The following is a 17,482-nucleotide window of genomic DNA, read 5'->3' as shown; positions in this document are numbered from 1 at the left end:
GTCACTTCCCACTCAGCGTCTGGTAGATCCGCACCACGGCCGGGCGGAACATATATTCGAGCGCACCGGCAAACAGGATGACGAGACCCTGGATGACGACGATCATTTCGCGGGTGATATTGGGCATTTCAAACGAAAGATCGGCACCACCCTGATAGAGGATGCCGAACAGGAATGCCGCAAAAACGATGCCGAGCGGATGGCTGCGGCCCATCAGCGACACCGCGATACCGACAAAACCGGCACCAGCCACGAACTCCACCTGCAAACGGGCGGACGCCCCCATGACCGGGTTGAGCGCCATCATGCCGGCAAGACCGCCGGAGATCAGCATGGCGATGATGACCGTACGCGAATAGGGAATGCCGGCATAAACGGCGGCCGACGGCGAAATGCCGAGCGTGCGCATTTCATAACCGAGCTTGCTGCGCCAGATCAGCAGCCAGACGAGGTAACACATTACCAGCGCGATGATGAAGGAGACGTTGAACGGGGCAGGTCCCAGTTTCATGCCGAACAGCGCCATCAGCCAGTCGAGCTTCGGCAATTGTCCACCCGGCAGAAAAGTGCGGGTTTCCGGTGCCATCTTGCCGGGAACGATGAAGACATTGACCAGCAGGTACACCATCAGCGCCGCGGCGATGAAGTTGAACATGATCGTGGTGATGACCACGTGGCTGCCGCGCTTGGCCTGCAGCCATGCCGGAATGAAGGCCCAGGCGGCACCGAACAGCGCCGCGCCGATGACGGCGAACGGCATGGTCACATACCACGGCACGTAATGATCGAGCGCCAGCGCCACGAGTGCCGCACCGAGACCGCCGACATAGGCCTGGCCTTCCGAACCGATATTGAACAGGCCGGCATGAAACGCGACGGCGACGGACAGGCCGGTGAAGATGAAGCTCGTCGTGTAGAACAGGGTGAAGCCGATCGCTTCACCACGACCGAGCGCGCCTTCGATCAGCAGTTTCAGTGCCTGAAACGGGTTTTCGCCGATCGACCAGACCACGAGGCCGGAAATGAAAAAGGCAACCAGAAGGTTCAGCACCGGCAGAACGCCGTAGCTGATCCAATTGGGAAGTGGGACGGAGGCTGTACTCATATTATCCTCATACCGCTCCGGCCATCATCATGCCGAGCGCCTGTTCACCGGCATCCGGCGTCGCCTCTCCCACCACCTTGCCGGCGAACATGACAATGATGCGATCCGACAGGGACCGGATTTCGTCAAGTTCGACCGACACCAGCAGCACGGCCTTTTGCGCATCGCGCATCTCGACGATACGGCGATGAATGAATTCGATGGCGCCGATATCGACGCCGCGTGTGGGCTGGCCGATGATCAACATCTTCGGGTCGCGCTCGATTTCACGGGCAACAACGATCTTCTGCTGGTTGCCGCCGGAAAAATTGGCGGTCTTCAGCCGTGGGTTCGGCGGGCGAATATCGTATTTGGCGATCTTTTCCTCGGCATCCTTGCGGATGGCATCGAGATCGAGAAGCGCGCCACGGCCGTAACGCGGATCACGGTGATAACCGAGCACCGAGTTCTCGTACTCCTCGAACTTGAGGACGAGGCCCATGTGATGGCGGTCTTCCGGAATGTGTGCGAGACCTAATTCACGCAGACGGGCCGGATCGAGACCGGCGACCGGCTGACCGTCGATCAGGATTTCGCCAGAGGTCGGCTTGCGGATGCCGGCAATGGCTTCGAGCAGTTCCGACTGGCCGTTACCGGCCACACCGGCAATGCCGAGGATCTCGCCTTCACGCACATCGAAGGACACGTCATCGACCATGGTGACGCCGCGGCTGTCCTTCACCGTCAGGTTTTTCACCGACAGCAGAACCTTGCCCGGCTGCGCCTCGCCCTTTTCGACGCGCAGAAGCACGCGGCGGCCAACCATCAGTTCGGCCAGCTCCTCCACCGTCGTTTCCGCCGTCTTGCGGGTGGCGACCATTTCGCCGCGGCGCATGACGGAAACCTCATCGGTGATCGCCATGATCTCACGCAGCTTGTGGGTGATGAGCAGGATCGTCTTGCCCTGGTCGCGCAGCACCTTGAGGATGCGGAACAGGTGATCGGCCTCGGCCGGCGTCAGCACACCCGTCGGTTCGTCGAGAATGAGGATTTCGGCACCACGATACAGCGCCTTCAGGATTTCGACGCGCTGCTGCTTGCCGACCGGCAGTTCCTCGATGATCGCATCAGGATCGACGTCGAGCCCGTATTCGGCTTCAAGACGCTTCAATTCCTTGCGCGCACCGGCCACGCCCTTGGCCAGCAGCTGCCCACCTTCGGCGCCGAGCATGACGTTTTCCAGCACGGTGAAATTTTCGACCAGCATGAAATGCTGGTGCACCATGCCGATGCCCGAGGCGATGGCCGTCTGGCTGTCACGGATCGTTATCGGCTTGCCGTCGATACGGATCTCGCCGCGATCGGCCTGATAGAAACCGTAAAGGATCGACATCAGGGTCGATTTTCCGGCCCCGTTTTCACCGATAATGCCGTGGATCGAGCCCTTGGCGACGGTCAGATTGATATTCTTGTTGGCGTGAACGGCACCGAAACTCTTGTCGATGCCCGCCAGTTCGATTGCGGGATGCGGGGTCAAGCGCAGCCTCTCCTTCGCACAGGGCGGATTCAAGATATGACTAGGGCGCATGGTGTCTCCACCACGCGCCCCGGATATTCAGATTACAGCGGGCACTTGTTGTCCGTCATGTAATCGTGAACCTTGACGGTGCCGGCAATGATATCGGCGGTCGCCTTGTCGGCAGCAGCCTTCATTTCCGGCGTGATCAGCGCCTTGTTGTTGTCGTCGACAGCATAAACAACGCCACCATCCTTGATGCCGTTGGACTGCACGCCGGCGGTGAACTTGTCTTCAGCCAGATCCTTGTAGGCGTTGTAGACGGCCAGATCGACGCGCTTGACCATCGAGGTCAGAACCGAACCCGGATGAACGTGGTTCTGGTTCGAATCGACGCCGATCGAGAATTTCTTGTTGTCGGCAGCGGTCTGCAGAACACCGAGACCGGATGCGCCGGCTGCCGCGTAGATCACGTCGGCACCCTGGTCGATCTGGTTCTTGGTGAGTTCACCGGCGCGAACCGGGTCATTCCATGCGGCACCGGTCGTGCCGACCATGTTCTGGAAGACCTGCATGTCGGACTTTACCGACTTTGCACCCTGCGCATAACCACAGCCGAACTTGCGGATCAGCGGGATATCCATGCCGCCGACGAAACCGACCTTGCCGGTCTTGGATGCCATGCCGGCCAGAAGGCCAACGAGGTAGGAACCTTCGGCTTCGTTATAAACGACCGAGCGAACGTTCGGCAGTTCGACAACGGAGTCGACGATCACGAACTTGGTGTCCGGATATTCGGCTGCGACCTTTTCCATGGCCGAGGTCCAGGCGAAGGACACGGCGATGACCGGGTTGAAGCCCTTGCTGGCAAAATTGCGGATCGCCTGCTCGCCCTGCGTATCGCTGGTCGGTTCGAAATCGCGGTATTCGGTTCCGGTTTCCTTCTTGTACATTTCAGCGCCGTTATAGGCCGCTTCGTTGAAGGATTTGTCGAACTTGCCGCCCGTACCATAGACCAGCGCCGGCTTGATTTCGGCAGCGATGGCGGTGCTCGACAGCATGGCCGTTGCAATAAGGGTGAGAAGGGTTTTCGTCATCGTGCGCCCTGTTTTCTTAAATTTGACTTTTTGGTTCCCCCCGCAGGCCCAGCCGGAAGTCTGGCGGACACAATGCGGCACCGGCGCCTTTCCTTGGGCTTGCGGCCATTTATCCTTGCATGCCCGCATCGAAATTTCACGGGAAATTTTTCAACTGGTCAAAATCTGACACACGTTTTTTAAATATCGGAATTATCGCGGATTTTTTCGCACGTGATTCGCATCAGGCGGCAAAACGCCCGAACGGCTTCGGGCGCCGGTAACCGGCAATCCACAGGATCAGCGCCAGCACCAGAAAGACGGCGCAGGCCGGCTGCGTCAGAAGGAAAGCGGCACCCTGCTGCCATGCTTCCGGGTGGATATAAAACTCCACCAGATCTTCCGTCGCAACCAGCGTTCCCGGGCTGATCGCGATCCACAGGTCACCAAGGCTTGCCAGCATGGTCGACGAGGAGGCGACCGACTGGATCGCATCCACCGTGCCCGCCGCAATTGCCGCGACAAGAGCGAGCAGACTGAAAAAATGAAAGATCAAGGACATGGCGGGCGACACGGGTTTGAAAACAGGCTGATATGCAAGCGTAACGGCAGCCTGACGGCTTGGCAACGGACATGAGTTTTACAAACCGTCATCCAACCGTCAGATTTCGGTTGATCCTGAAAAAATCATTGGTATATATCGCGCCGACCGCTGCTTCGGAGAACGTCTCCAGCAGCCCTTTCCTAAAAGGACAGGTGGCCGAGTGGTTGAAGGCGCACGCCTGGAACGCGTGTGTGCGTGAAAGCGTACCGTGGGTTCGAATCCCACCCTGTCCGCCATCTCTTCCGTTTTATCGATTGAAAAATCAGACAAGACCGAGAGATGACGTGCGCGAAGATGCGCAACGCCCCCAAATCAGATTTCAAAAATCGCTCAGGCGTAAAAATCGTCTTCCGCTGTTGTCGAAGAAAAATAGGCCAGCAAGGAAAGCGGCAGAGCAACAAACACGATCAGCATGGTTTTCACAGGTGCCATGAATGACCGTGCGCCGACCGTTTCCATTTGCTCGGCCGCTAACGGACTGACGCTGACCCTGTTCTGCAAAAGCAATTCGGTCAATTGCCGGTTATCTTCAGCCTTCGTCCCATCGGCATCAGGCTGACGCCCGGACTTGGCTCTGCTGAGATCACGCATGCGTTGCTCCAGACAGACAATCGATCGTATTTTATGAATATTAACCGTAATTGTTAACGTTCAACAATTCAAGCTTTGAGCTGCCCAACAGGAAAAGGCCATCCTGATCGATGCCCTTCTTTTCAAACCGGTCCTGCTCGACGGAAGCGCCCGATCAGGCGCGCGCGCCGGCTTCTTCCTGTTCGGCAAACGCCGCCTGCAATTCCATCTGCACGGCATTCATGAACAGCGCTGCCTGATGAGAAATCTCGACGTCGGCAACACCCTGCGCCTTCAGACGAGCGGCAAAACCTGCCATTTCCTGACGCCAGAAGCGATTGGCTTCTTCTCCATGCAGATTGGTCAGGGCTTCGCTGCAACGGCGGATATCGGCCATGCGGCGGTCGGCAGGAAATTGGACGAGGGTCATGCGGTCTCCACTCAACGCGACGCGGGCGAATCGCCCAGGAACTTTCGCCAGAATCGTCTCGAGTCCTTCACAAATGTTGAACGGAAAGCCTTGGGAAACCGGGATCGGTACAATTTTAACGAATTTTCGCTGAAACAAATCCGATCGACGCCCGTTAGACCCCCAACACTGTGTCCTGTGAAGATTTGCCCTGCGCCCTCTCGGTGCAGGAACGACAATCCGTTGCCGTGATGGAGAAATGCGATGCAGAAGCCCGTTTGGAATAATGCCGTGACCATCGGCGCCGTGCAGATTCCGGGGCCCTTCGAGGCTCTGACATTCCTTGATCACGACTGGCCGAACCACAAGGGGCCGCGTTTCGTTAATGCCCGGTTCGCCTGCCTCGCCGCACTGGATGAACGCGCCGACCCGGAAGACGCCAAGGCGCTGTTTGCCGAGGCGCTCGAGGAAGCACAACTGCACTAAGCGGTCGAAAAGACCCGAACAGACGATATCGCATGCCGATGAGCGCCGGCCGAATGGAGCCGACGCGCTACGCCAACACCGTAGACACGTCAGGATTTGCCATGAACGTCTATTCCCGTTTCACCGAACCCGCGTCCACCCTGCAGCCGGCGCGCATCTATTACGTCCATCCGCTGATGCTGCGGGGAATTTCCGCATGGCGCGAAGTGTTCGAACATGCGCGTGCGCTTGATTTCGATATGATCCTCACGTCGCCGCTGTTTCGCCGTGCCGAAGGTGCCAGCGTGTTCGTATCCGACGACTACGAACAGGCGGACCCGCAACTCGAACTTGGCGACCGGATCGAGGATGCAGTCGGCCAACTGGTGCGGCTGGCGAAAGACAGCGGCCTTTCCCTGATGATGGATATCGTGCCCGGCCGTTCCGCCGATACGGACCGTATTGCGATCGCCGCAACGGACCCCCGAAAATCCCCTTCCCTTCGCGGCAGCCGCCCGGTCGACATTTCCGCCGAACCGGACGAATGGCGGCAACGGCTGATCCGGCTGGGTGAACTGGGCCTGTCCGGTTTTCGCTGCCTCGAACTGCAAACGCTGGCACCTGACGCCTGGCGCTCCCTCATCTCGGGCGTGAAACGCCAGAAACCGGAGCTAAGCTTTCTGGCATGGACACCCGGCACAGCTTTCGAAACGCGTCGCGCGCTTGGCGGTGTCGGTTTCGATGCGAGCTTTTCGTCTCTGGCCTGGTGGAATTTTCAGGAGGGCTGGTTTGCCGAGGAGCATGAGGCGCAAAGCGGTTTCGGTCGCGAGATCGCCTTTCCCGAAGCGCCGTTTTCCAGACGTGTGGCGCATGGAACGGACAGCGCCGAAGTGCTGGAACGCCGTGCCGAACGCGCCCTGAAACTGGCGGCGTCTCTGGGCGGTGGCCTGATGGTGCCGATGGGGTTCGAATATGGCGCAGCCACACCGCTTGATCCGACCTATGGCAATAGTGGCGGCCTGCGTGTCCTGCGCGACCGTCCGACATTCGACCTTTCCGGCTCGATCCGCTCCGCCAACGAGACATTGAAACAATCCGGCGATTTCGAGCGCCAGCCGCTCGGGCTGATCGCTTCCAGCCATTCGCCGGCCGCCGCCATCGTGCAGGGTGATCGAGGCGATCTGCGCATGTCCGACAGCGTGCGGGTGATCGTCTTCAACCGCGACCTGCGCCGCAGCGCCGCGCCGCCACTTCACGCCATCAGCGAAGCGGCTTCGGCCTTCCTGCCTTTGACCGAGGTTTCGGCACGCGGCGAACCGCTGACGGAAGATGTGCGGCTTCTCCCCGGCGAACTGCGGATTTTCGAGGGTCGCGTTTCCGATCCCATTCTGCCGACGGCCAAGGTTGAACCTGCAGCAAAAGCTGCCCTCTCGCCTCGCCTCGCCATCGAAAAGGTAACACCCGCGGTCGATGACGGGCGTTTTGTCGTCAAGCGCGTGGTCGGCGAAACCGTCATTGTCGAGGCCGACGTGTTTGGCGATGGCCACGATCCGCTCTCCGCCGCCTTGCTTTGGCGCACAGCCGATAGCGAGGACTGGAATGAGGTGCCGATGACGCTGGTGCTGAACGACCGCTGGCGCGCCGAATTTCCGCTGAAGCGCATGGGCCGGCATGAATTTCTGGTCGAAGGCTGGCGCAATCCGTTCCAGATCTTTCGCTACGAGTTCACCAAGAAACACGAGGCCCGGCTGGATCTGCGGCTGGAAATCCAGGAAGGCATCAATCTCGTTCTCGACGCCTTCGATAACGCCTCTGGCAATCTCAAGACCGAGCTGAAGGTACTGTTCGACATCCTGACCGCAGCCAATGATGAGCAGCGGATCAAAACCCTTTTGGCGCTCGAAACGGCAGACCTGATGGCGGAAGCCGACCGACGTCCCCACAAGGTGCGCTCCACCGTCATCACGCTCGATGCAGAACGCACGGCCGCTGCCTTCGCCAGCTGGTACCAGATCTTTCCGCGCTCGCAGAGCGGTGACCCGAACCGCCACGGCACGTTCGATGACGTGATCGCCCGCCTGCCGGCCATTCGCGCCATGGGTTTCGACGTGCTTTATTTCCCGCCGATCCACCCGATCGGCGCCACCAACCGCAAGGGCAAGAACAACACGCTCACTCCCGGTCCCGATGATCCCGGCAGCCCATATGCTATCGGCTCGCCAGACGGTGGCCATGATGCCATCCACCCGCAGCTTGGCACATTCGACGATTTCGACCGGCTGGTGGGTGCGGCTGCCGAGCAAGGTCTGGAACTGGCACTCGACCTCGCCATCCAGGCCTCACCTGACCATCCGTGGCTAAAAGACCATCCTGGATGGTTCGACTGGCGGCCCGACGGCACGATCCGTTACGCCGAGAACCCGCCGAAAAAATACGAGGACATCGTCAACGTCGATTTCTACGCCTGCGAAGCGGTACCGTCGCTGTGGATCGAACTGCGCGACGTGGTGCAGAAATGGGTCGATCACGGCGTAAAACTGTTTCGCGTCGACAATCCGCACACCAAACCCTTCCCCTTCTGGGAATGGCTGATTGCCGATATCCGCTCACGCCACCCGGATGTGGTGTTCCTGTCGGAAGCTTTTACCAAGCCCAAGGTCATGTACCGGCTGGCAAAGATCGGGTTTTCGCAGTCCTACACCTATTTCACCTGGCGCAATGCCAAGTGGGAACTCGAAGACTATATGCGCGAGATCACCACGGAAGCGCCAAAGGATTTCTTCCGGCCGCATTTCTTCGTCAACACCCACGACATCAACCCGGACTTTCTGCAGAACGCCCCACGCCCGGCCTATCTGATCCGTGCAGCACTGGCGGCAACACTGTCCGGCCTCTGGGGCGTCTATAACGGTTTTGAACTTTGCGAAGGCCGGCCGGATGCCAAGCGCAAGGAATATGCGGATTCGGAAAAATACGAGATCCGCGCCTGGGATTATGATCGCCCCGGCAACATCAAGCCCGAGATCACGTTGCTGAACCGCATCCGTCGGGAAAACCCGGCTTTGCATTCGCATCTCGGCCTGCAGCTTCTAAGCGCGAACAACGACAACATCCTCTTCTTCGAAAAATCGAGCCCGGGGCATGAAAATGTCGTGCTCGTGGCGATCAGCCTCGATCCGCACCAGCCGCAGGAAGCCGATATCGAAATCCCGCTCTGGACCTTTGGCCGGCCCGATCACGGCACGCTCGACATGGAAGATCTGATCACCGGCCAGTCTTTCGGCTGGACCGGCAAGTGGCAGCACATCCGGCTTGAACCCGACCGCCCGTTCGCCATCTGGCGCATGCGCTGAGAAGGGAAAAGGGAGGAGAAAAACAATGGATATTTCGCGCACGCAGGCAAAGATGAAGAACGACGCACAGCCGGACGCCGAAGCCGTGACGACGGACCCCTTGTGGTACAAGGACGCCGTCATCTACCAGCTGCACATCAAGTCCTTCTTTGATGGCAATGGCGACGGCATCGGCGATTTTCACGGGTTGCACGAAAAGCTCGACCATATCGCCTCGCTCGGCGTGACCGCCATCTGGCTCCTGCCCTTCTTCCCCTCGCCGCGCCGCGATGACGGTTACGACATTGCCGATTATAGCAGTGTCAGCCCAGACTACGGCACGATGGAGGATTTTCGCAGTTTTGTGGATGCCGCCCATGAGCGCGGCATCAAGGTGATCATCGAACTGGTCATCAACCACACATCCGACCAGCATCCATGGTTCCAGCGTGCCCGCAATGCCCCGGAAGGCTCGCCGGAGCGCGACTTTTATGTCTGGTCAGACAGTGACCAGAAATTTCCCGAAACCCGGATCATCTTCATCGACACGGAAAAATCCAACTGGACCTGGGATCCGGTGGCCGGCGCCTACTACTGGCACCGCTTCTATTCCCACCAGCCGGATCTCAACTTCGACAATCCCGAAGTGATGAAGGAACTGCTGGTCATCATGCGGTTCTGGCTGGAGACAGGCATCGACGGTTTTCGTCTCGACGCCATTCCCTATCTCATCGAACGGGAGGGCACCAACAACGAAAACCTGCCGGAAACCCACGATATCCTGAAGCGCATCCGTGCCGCACTCGACGAAAGCCATCCGGGAAAAATGCTGCTGGCCGAGGCCAACCAGTGGCCGGAGGATACGCGCGACTATTTCGGCGATGGCGACGAATGCAACATGGCGTTCCATTTCCCGCTGATGCCGCGCATGTATATGGCGATTGCCAAGGAAGACCGGTTTCCGATCACCGACATCATGCGGCAGACGCCGGACATTCCGGAAAACTGCCAATGGGCGATCTTTCTGCGCAACCACGACGAACTGACACTGGAAATGGTGACCGACGAGGAGCGTGATTACCTCTGGAACACCTATGCCGCCGATCGTCGCGCCCGCATCAATCTCGGCATCCGCCGGCGTCTCGCACCGTTGATGGAGCGTGACCGCCGCCGTGTCGAGCTGATGAACGGCCTGCTTCTCTCCATGCCCGGCACGCCGGTTCTTTATTACGGCGACGAGATCGGCATGGGCGACAATATCTATCTGGGCGACCGCGACGGCGTGCGCACGCCGATGCAATGGTCGCCCGACCGCAATGGCGGGTTTTCCAAGGCCGATCCGGCCCGGCTGGTTCTGCCGCCGATCATGGACCCACTTTACGGTTACGAGGCGCTGAATGTCGAAGCGCAGGGTGCCGACGCGCATTCGCTTTTGAACTGGACGCGCCGCATGCTGGCGCTGCGCAACAAGCATCCAGCTTTCGGCCGTGGCTCGCAGCGTTTCCTGACACCGGGCAACCGCAAGATTTTGGCCTATCTGCGCGAATATGAAGGCGAGACGCTGCTCTGCGTTTTCAACCTGTCGCGCCTGCCGCAGGCGGTCGAACTCGACCTGTCCGAATTTAACGGCCGCGTGCCGATCGAGCTTTCCGGCATGTCGCCTTTCCCACCAATCGGCCAGCTGACCTATCTCTTGACCATGCCGCCCTACGGTTTCTTCTGGTTCCAGCTGGCGCCGGAATCCGAAGGCCCGGCATGGCGCACGGCACCGCCCGAACAGATGCAGGACATGGTCACCATGGTTCTGCGCAACGACCTGCAGGAACTGATCGACCAGCCGCGTCTGGCGACGGCTCTGTCCAACGACGTGCTGCCATCCTATCTCGGCAAACGCCGCTGGTTCGGCTCCAAGGGTGCCGTCCTCAACTCGGCCCAACTGGTCACCGCAACGCCGGTCGCCTTTGCCGACAATGTCGTGCTCGGCGAGCTGGAGGTCGATCTCGACGGCCACAAGGATACCTATCTCCTGCCGCTGTCCATCGCCTGGGATGATACCCAGCCGAGTGCGCTCGCGCATCAGCTCGCCTTGGCGCGCATCCGTCAGGGTCGCCGCGTCGGTTTCCTCACCGATGGCTTTTCGGCCGAAGCGCTGGGGCGCGGTGTCATCCGAGGCCTCTGCGAACGCACCACGATATCCGGCCGTACCGGCACGTTGGACTTCGTCGGCACCGACAAGCTCGACTGCATGGCCTTTGCCGATGATCTGCCAGTGCACTGGCTTTCGGCGGAACAATCGAACAGTTCGCTGATCCTTGGCGATCTGGCGATGATAAAACTCATCCGCCACGTTTTTCCGGGCATCCACCCGGAAGTGGAAATGACGCGTTATCTCACCAAGGTCGGTTACGCCAACACGGCGCAACTGCTCGGCGAGGTCGCCCGTATCGACCCCGACGGCAACCGTTTCACGCTGATCATCGTGCAGAGCGCCATCCGCAACCAGGGCGAAGCGTGGACATGGATGCTCTCCAACCTGCGCCGCGTCATCGATCAGGTCGTTGTCACCGGTCTGGACGGCGATGCCGCCGACGACCAGTTCCAGCCGCTGGTGGATTTTGTCGCCACTGTCGGCCAGCGTCTTGGCGAATTGCATGTGGCGCTGGCCCAGCCGACCGACGATCCGGATTTCAAACCGGTCGAGGCAGGCAAGGCGGATGCCACCCGCTGGCGTGATGCGACGGTCAAACAAATCAGCGACAGTCTCGGCATCCTCGAAGCCGGCAGGGACGATTTCGAGGAACATATCGCCGCCGAAGTCTCCGATCTTCTCAAGCACCGCGACGAACTGCTGGACCTGACCAAAAAACTTGCCGCCTCCATCGACGGCACGCTGATGACCCGCAATCACGGCGATTTCCATCTCGGCCAGATCCTCGTTGCCGAAAGCGATGCTTACATCATCGACTTCGAGGGCGAACCGACGCGCGATCTGGAGGAACGCCGCGCCAAGAGCAATCCGCTGCGTGACGTTGCTGGTTTCCTGCGTTCACTCAGCTATCTCGGCGCCTCCGCCGATCTCGACCGCGAGATCGTCAGCGAGGTGGACGATGCCCGCCACGGCGAACTGGTGGATCGTTTCATGAAACTGGCGGAACCGGCTTTCCTGCGCGCCTACCTGACAGTGGCCGATGGCTGCGAACTGCTGCGCATGCCCCAGTCGCAGCGCGAAAACATTCTCGACCTCTTCCTTCTGGAAAAGGCGGCCTATGAAATCGCCTATGAAGTCCGCAGCCGGCCGCACTGGTTGCCACTGCCTCTGGCCGGCTTTTCGGCCATAGCCAATCGTCTCCTCAAAACATCCCGAGCGGAGAAGAACCGATGAGATACGAGCGCACCGACCTGATCATCGGCACCGTCACGGAAGGGCTGAACGCCTTGGCCGACGGCCGGCACGGCGATCCGTTTTCCATTCTCGGCCGCCACCAATATGGCGAACTGACCGTGGTGCGGGCGCTTCTGCCCGGCGCCGTTTCCGTGGAGGTGGTCGAGCGTAACAGCGGCCGTATTCTGGCAACCCTCGACAACATCCACGCGGGCGGCTTGTTCGCCGGCGTGGTGGGTTCGACGACGCCCTATCTGTTTCGCATCCAGTGGACGGACGCGGTGCAGGAAACCGAAGATCCCTATTGCTTCGCCCCCCTGCTCGGCGATCTCGACCTGCACCTGATTGCGCAAGGCACCCATTACGATCTTGGCCGCACGCTCGGCGCCATCCCGATGGAGGTCGATGGTATTTCCGGTGTCCGTTTCGCCGTCTGGGCGCCGAATGCGCGGCGTGTGTCGGTCGTCGGTGATTTCAACGCATGGGACGGTCGTCGCCACCCGATGCGGCAACGCCCGCAGGCCGGGATCTGGGAAATCTTTGTGCCGCGCCTCACACAGGGCGAACGCTATAAATTCGAAATTCTGGATGCCCACGGTAATCTCCTGCCCCAAAAGGCCGATCCGGTCGCCCGCGCCTCGGAAGCCGCCCCTTCCACCGCATCGGTCGTCGCATCCTCGAAATCCTTTCCCTGGACCGACCACGAATGGATGCAGCGCCATGACGCCCGTGCGGGTGAAGGCGCAGTGTCGGTTTATGAAGTGCATCTCGGTTCATGGCTGCGGATCGCCGAGGAAGGCAATCGCTCGCTCGACTGGGTGGAACTCAGCCAGCGGCTGGTGCCTTATGTCAAAAGCCTCGGTTTCACCCATATCGAGATGTTGCCGATCATGGAGCATCCGTTCGGCGGTTCCTGGGGTTACCAACCGCTTGGCCTGTTCGCCCCGACCGGGCGTTACGGCACACCGGAGGATTTTGCCTATTTCATCGATCGCTGCCACGCGAGCGGCATCGGCGTCATTCTCGACTGGGTTCCGGCGCATTTCCCGACCGATGTCTGGGGGCTGGCCCGGTTCGACGGCACAGCACTCTACGAACACGAAGACCCACGCGAGGGTTTTCACAAGGACTGGAACACGCTGATCTACAATCTCGGTCGCAACGAGGTGAAGGGTTTTCTCATCGCATCGGCGCTGGAATGGCTGGAGCATTTTCATATCGATGCGCTGCGCGTCGATGCCGTCGCCTCGATGCTCTATCGCGATTACAGCCGCAATGAAGGCGAATGGATCCCCAACCAGTATGGCGGCCGGGAAAACTGGGAGGCCGTCGAGTTCTTCAAGCACCTCAACAGCATCATCCATGACCGCTGCCCGCACGCCTTCACGGTGGCGGAAGAATCGACCGCATGGCCGGGAGTGACCAAGGCACCGGAAGACGGAGGGCTCGGTTTCGATTTCAAATGGAACATGGGCTGGATGCACGACACGCTGCATTACATGGCCGACGACCCGGTCTACCGAAAGTATCATCACGGCATGCTGACCTTCGGCATGATCTATGCCTATTCCGAACGTTTCATGCTGCCGCTTTCCCATGACGAAGTGGTGCACGGCAAAGGCTCGCTTTACGGCAAGATGCCGGGCGACCATTGGCAGAAGCTCGCCAACCTGCGCGCCTATTTCGGGTTCATGTGGGCGCATCCCGGCAAAAAACTGCTGTTCATGGGCGGCGAGATTGCGCAAGGGTCCGAATGGAACCACGATGGCTCAGTCGTCTGGGATCTGATCGACCAGCCCGACCATGCCGGCATGCAGAAACTGATCGGCGATCTCAACCGGCTTTATTCGGCAGAACCGGCCCTGCAATTCGGTGATCTCGATCCGGCGGGGTTCGAATGGGCGGTGTCGGACGATGCGGAAAGCTCTGTTCTCGCCATGCTGCGCAAGTCGCGCGATGGATCGTCCGTTATTCTGGCGGTGTCGAACCTGACGCCGCTGCCGCGCCACCACTACCGGATAGGCGTGCCGCACGAAGGCCGCTGGCAAGAAGTGCTGAACACCGATGCCGGCGTTTATGGCGGCTCCAACCTCGGCAATGTCGAGGCCTGGACAAATGCGGAGCCATCGCATGGCCGCGCGCAATCTGTAACGCTGACGCTGCCACCACTTTCGACCATTTACCTGAAATGGTCGAAAGCCTGACGGTTCTCAGGCTCAGGCAAAAAGCTTCAGCCGTGCTGGCGGCGTGCCGGTTCGGCCGCTCTTGCGGTCTACGGCAAACTGGATCAGGTCACGCGAGGCCTGATCCGTCAGCGGCTTAGCCATGACGCCGACAACCCCCGGAACACCCTGAACAACCACGCCAGGATTGCCGGTGACCATGATCACCACAATGCCGGAATCCGCCAGCATGCGGGCAATCTCCGGCCCGGTCTCACCATCTGCCAGGCGCACGTCGACAAAGGCGATGTCGGCGTCCCGACTATAGTTCAACGCCACCTTCATGTCCGGTGCGATACCGACAACCTGATGGCCGCTGCGCTGCACGGCATCCTCGATATCCATCGCGACCAGCAAGCTGTCTTCGACGATCAGAAAACGATATTCCAAGGCCTTGGTCCTCCATGCTCGCAACGAAGATAGGTTCGAAGTGCGGGCCGGCAATAGAGCTTTCATCGGACAAATGAAAGCATCCGGAGAATACTGTCCGGTAGCTGACATTACCGCCGACAAAATTTCGCAAATCAGAAATTTTTCTTTCCGTGCATGGAACCAAATCCGACTCCCTGTCGTTTATGACCTTGCTTCGCCTTGGGGGAATTCATGACCGGTAGTTGTATGCGTCATCGCCATATGCAGGGCGTGGCCGTTTCTTCCTGTCGGCCGGCTCTGCCCCATGCCTGCCACATCTCTCTCTGATTACCCCTCACAATTTCTTTCCGGCGATTCGCAAAACGCGCCGGACCGCAATACCGCTCATGCCGCAAGGAGCCACCGCCCCATGAAACCCGAAGCCCGGCGGGCACTTGTCGAACGCATCTTTGATAAGGCCCGTGAAAACGGCCAGACGATCGAGGATGATCCGCTGTTCATCAGCTGGATCGAAGAATGGATCGCCGGCGATATCGAGATCGCCGAACTGCGGGAAAAATATCGGGGCTTTCTGGCCTCGCACGGCCAGTCGAAGAGCGACGAATAAGGCCGGCTCTCACCGGCCCTCTCCCATCCGCTTATTTGAACAGCGTCTTGAACTGACGCGGCTGGCAACGCAGATACTGCGGCGCGGCGCGCACGCTTTCGCCGAAATGGGCGGCTGCATGCCAGGGCCAGCGCGGATCGTAAAGGGCCGCACGGGCAATCGCCACCATATCGGCATCACCGGTCACCAGGATGGCTTCCGCCTGCTCGAATTCGGTGATCAGACCAACGGCAATAACCGGCATGGTCGTTTCGGCCTTGATCGCGCGTGCGAACGGTACCTGATAATTCGGCCCGAGCGTGATGTTCTGGTGTGCTGCCAGACCGCCGCTCGACACGTGGATGGCGCCGCAACCGCGCTTTTCCAGTTCCTTGGCGAAAGCGACCGTCTGCGCAACATCCCAGCCGCCATCGGCCCAGTCCGTTGCCGAAACGCGAGTGGTCACCGGTCGCTCGCTCGGAAAAACTTCGCGCACGGCATCAAAAACTTCCAGCGGAAAACGCATGCGGTTTTCGAGAGAACCGCCATATTCGTCGGCACGCTGGTTGGAGAGCGGCGACAAAAACTGGTGCAGAAGATAACCATGTGCCGCATGGATCTGCACGGCATCGATACCAAGCCGCGCCGAGCGGCGGGCCGCCTCAACGAAGGCGTCGCGAATACGGATCAGACCCTCGCGATCAAGCGCCATCGGATGATCATAATGCGGCTGGAACGGCACGGCGCTGGGGGCCACCGTCTTCCACCCGCCCTCTCTATCCGGCGCAATCTGCGCGCCTCCCTTCCACGGAACCTCGGTCGATGCCTTGCGGCCGGCATGGGCCAGCTGGATGGCGATCGGCATGTCGGACATGCGCCTTATACCTTCCAGCACGCGGCCCATGGCCTGTTCGTTTTCGTCCGAATAAAGACCGACATCCGCATAGGAAATCCGGCCCTCGGGCGAAACCGCCGTCGCCTCGATCGTCAGGATGCCGGCGCCGGACGTGGCCAGCATGCCGAGATGCATCATGTGCCAGTCGGTCATGCTGCCGTCCACGGCCGAATAGGTACACATCGGCGCAATGACGATGCGGTTGTCGAGCGTCAGTTCACCAAGCGTGACGGGCGAGAACAGTCTGGTTGCGCTCACGGGAAACTCTCCAAGGGAAATGATGAAACACGGGTCATATCATGCACCCGCGCAGTCGGGTCGCACAAGCGGGTGTTGTGCACCGGATGGACAGCAAAAAGCCGCCCTCCGGAAAGGGCGGCCCGATCGCCTTTTTCGCGATCAGCGATTGGTATTGCGGGTGATCTCGAACAGGAACCAGACGCGGCGTTCGCCTTCATCGATCCAGTTTTCCAAAAGGCTGGCGGTGCCGACATCGTTGTATTCGTCGCAGACATCATGCAGTTCGCGCATGCTGGCGACCAAGGCTGCATTATCATCACGCAGTTCGGCCAGCATTTCATGCGGGTGCACGAAATCGGCATCATTGTCGGAGATGCGCTGCAGGCGGGAAATCTCGCCGATCGAGCGCAGCGTGGCTCCGCCGATCTTGCGGGCGCGTTCGGCCAGCGGGTCGGTCATTTCAAACAGCTGGTCGCCGTGTTCGTCAAGCAGCAGGTGGTAATCGCGGAAATTCGCGCCCGACATGTGCCAATGGAAGTTCTTGGTCTTCAGGTAGATGGCAAAAACATCCGCGAGCAGCTTTGTGATGCCGGCGGAAATATCGCGCACACCGTCCTGCGCAATACCACTCGGTGTTTTCAACGGCGCTTCACGGCGGGATTTGGCATTGTCCATGATATTTCATCCATTCGGTTCTGATCCGCAGGCAATCATGTCCTGCAGATTGCG

General features: G+C 59.7%; 14 protein-coding genes and 1 tRNA gene. 6 read left to right on the top strand and 9 right to left on the bottom strand.

The genetic code is table 11. From position 1 onward, the window contains the following. Window position 1: 1 nt before the first annotated feature. From J2T09_RS16295 to J2T09_RS16280, 4 genes are all read right to left on the bottom strand, one after another. Window positions 2-1,105, bottom strand: coding sequence for an ABC transporter permease (locus J2T09_RS16295; protein ID WP_306836510.1), 1,104 nt, complete (start codon window positions 1,103-1,105; stop codon window positions 2-4). Window positions 1,106-1,112: 7 nt separating this feature from the next. Continuing rightward, window positions 1,113-2,621: an ABC transporter ATP-binding protein gene (locus tag J2T09_RS16290; RefSeq protein WP_306836509.1), complete on the bottom strand. Its 1,509-nt coding sequence runs from the start codon at window positions 2,619-2,621 to the stop codon at window positions 1,113-1,115. An 83-nt stretch (window positions 2,622-2,704) separates the two neighbouring features. After that, window positions 2,705-3,697 carry a BMP family lipoprotein gene (locus J2T09_RS16285; RefSeq protein WP_306836507.1) on the bottom strand — a complete coding sequence of 331 codons (993 nt, stop codon included), beginning with the start codon at window positions 3,695-3,697 and terminating at the stop codon, window positions 2,705-2,707. Window positions 3,698-3,920: 223 nt separating this feature from the next. After that, complete coding sequence (locus tag J2T09_RS16280) at window positions 3,921-4,238, bottom strand: hypothetical protein (RefSeq protein WP_306836505.1); 318 nt, start codon at window positions 4,236-4,238, stop codon at window positions 3,921-3,923. A gap of 188 nt (window positions 4,239-4,426) precedes the next feature. Here J2T09_RS16280 and J2T09_RS16275 point away from each other — a divergent pair. Continuing rightward, window positions 4,427-4,516 (top strand) — tRNA-Ser (locus tag J2T09_RS16275). A gap of 94 nt (window positions 4,517-4,610) precedes the next feature. Here the strand turns inward: J2T09_RS16275 and J2T09_RS16270 are convergent. Together J2T09_RS16270 and J2T09_RS16265 are read right to left on the bottom strand one after the other, a co-directional pair. Beyond that, on the bottom strand, window positions 4,611-4,871 hold the full coding sequence (locus J2T09_RS16270; RefSeq protein WP_306836501.1) for a hypothetical protein: 261 nt from the start codon (window positions 4,869-4,871) through the stop codon (window positions 4,611-4,613). Between the two features lie 154 nt (window positions 4,872-5,025). Then, window positions 5,026-5,280 carry a DUF6074 family protein gene (locus tag J2T09_RS16265; protein ID WP_306836499.1) on the bottom strand — a complete coding sequence of 85 codons (255 nt, stop codon included), beginning with the start codon at window positions 5,278-5,280 and terminating at the stop codon, window positions 5,026-5,028. Between the two features lie 243 nt (window positions 5,281-5,523). Here J2T09_RS16265 and J2T09_RS16260 point away from each other — a divergent pair, with 243 nt between their 5' ends. From J2T09_RS16260 to glgB, 4 genes are all read left to right on the top strand, one after another. Then, window positions 5,524-5,745 (top strand): DUF982 domain-containing protein, encoded by a 222-nt coding sequence (locus tag J2T09_RS16260; protein WP_306836497.1) that lies wholly within the window; start codon window positions 5,524-5,526, stop codon window positions 5,743-5,745. 101 nt (window positions 5,746-5,846) lie between these two features. Further along, window positions 5,847-9,077, top strand: a complete 3,231-nt coding sequence (locus J2T09_RS16255) for an alpha-1,4-glucan--maltose-1-phosphate maltosyltransferase (RefSeq protein ID WP_306836496.1) — start codon at window positions 5,847-5,849, stop codon at window positions 9,075-9,077. Between the two features lie 52 nt (window positions 9,078-9,129). After that, window positions 9,130-12,438 (top strand): maltose alpha-D-glucosyltransferase, encoded by a 3,309-nt coding sequence (treS, locus tag J2T09_RS16250; RefSeq protein ID WP_306836619.1) that lies wholly within the window; start codon window positions 9,130-9,132, stop codon window positions 12,436-12,438. Further along, window positions 12,435-14,642, top strand: a complete 2,208-nt coding sequence (gene glgB / locus J2T09_RS16245; RefSeq protein WP_306836494.1) for a 1,4-alpha-glucan branching protein GlgB — start codon at window positions 12,435-12,437, stop codon at window positions 14,640-14,642. The genes treS and glgB overlap by 4 nt, the downstream gene beginning before the upstream one ends. A 12-nt stretch (window positions 14,643-14,654) precedes the next feature. Here the strand turns inward: glgB and J2T09_RS16240 are convergent, their stop codons facing one another. Then, window positions 14,655-15,050: a response regulator gene (locus J2T09_RS16240; protein WP_306836492.1), complete on the bottom strand. Its 396-nt coding sequence runs from the start codon at window positions 15,048-15,050 to the stop codon at window positions 14,655-14,657. A gap of 391 nt (window positions 15,051-15,441) precedes the next feature. Between J2T09_RS16240 and J2T09_RS16235 the strand changes: the two genes are divergently transcribed. After that, a complete protein-coding gene (locus J2T09_RS16235) occupies window positions 15,442-15,639 on the top strand; it encodes a hypothetical protein (RefSeq protein ID WP_306836490.1) in 198 nt (65 codons plus the stop codon). A gap of 31 nt (window positions 15,640-15,670) precedes the next feature. Here J2T09_RS16235 and J2T09_RS16230 read toward each other — a convergent pair whose 3' ends face one another. Together J2T09_RS16230 and J2T09_RS16225 are read right to left on the bottom strand one after the other, a co-directional pair. After that, window positions 15,671-16,771, bottom strand: a complete 1,101-nt coding sequence (locus tag J2T09_RS16230) for an NADH:flavin oxidoreductase/NADH oxidase (RefSeq protein WP_306836488.1) — start codon at window positions 16,769-16,771, stop codon at window positions 15,671-15,673. A 141-nt stretch (window positions 16,772-16,912) separates the two neighbouring features. Further along, complete coding sequence (locus tag J2T09_RS16225; RefSeq protein ID WP_306836486.1) at window positions 16,913-17,428, bottom strand: Dps family protein; 516 nt, start codon at window positions 17,426-17,428, stop codon at window positions 16,913-16,915. Window positions 17,429-17,482: the final 54 nt, after the last annotated feature.

This window comes from Neorhizobium huautlense (genome assembly GCF_030811685.1).
Taxonomy (GTDB): Bacteria; Pseudomonadota; Alphaproteobacteria; order Rhizobiales; family Rhizobiaceae; genus Neorhizobium; species Neorhizobium huautlense_A.
The sequence above is the reverse complement of the archived record's forward strand: the minus strand, read 5'-3'. Positions and strand labels throughout refer to the sequence as shown.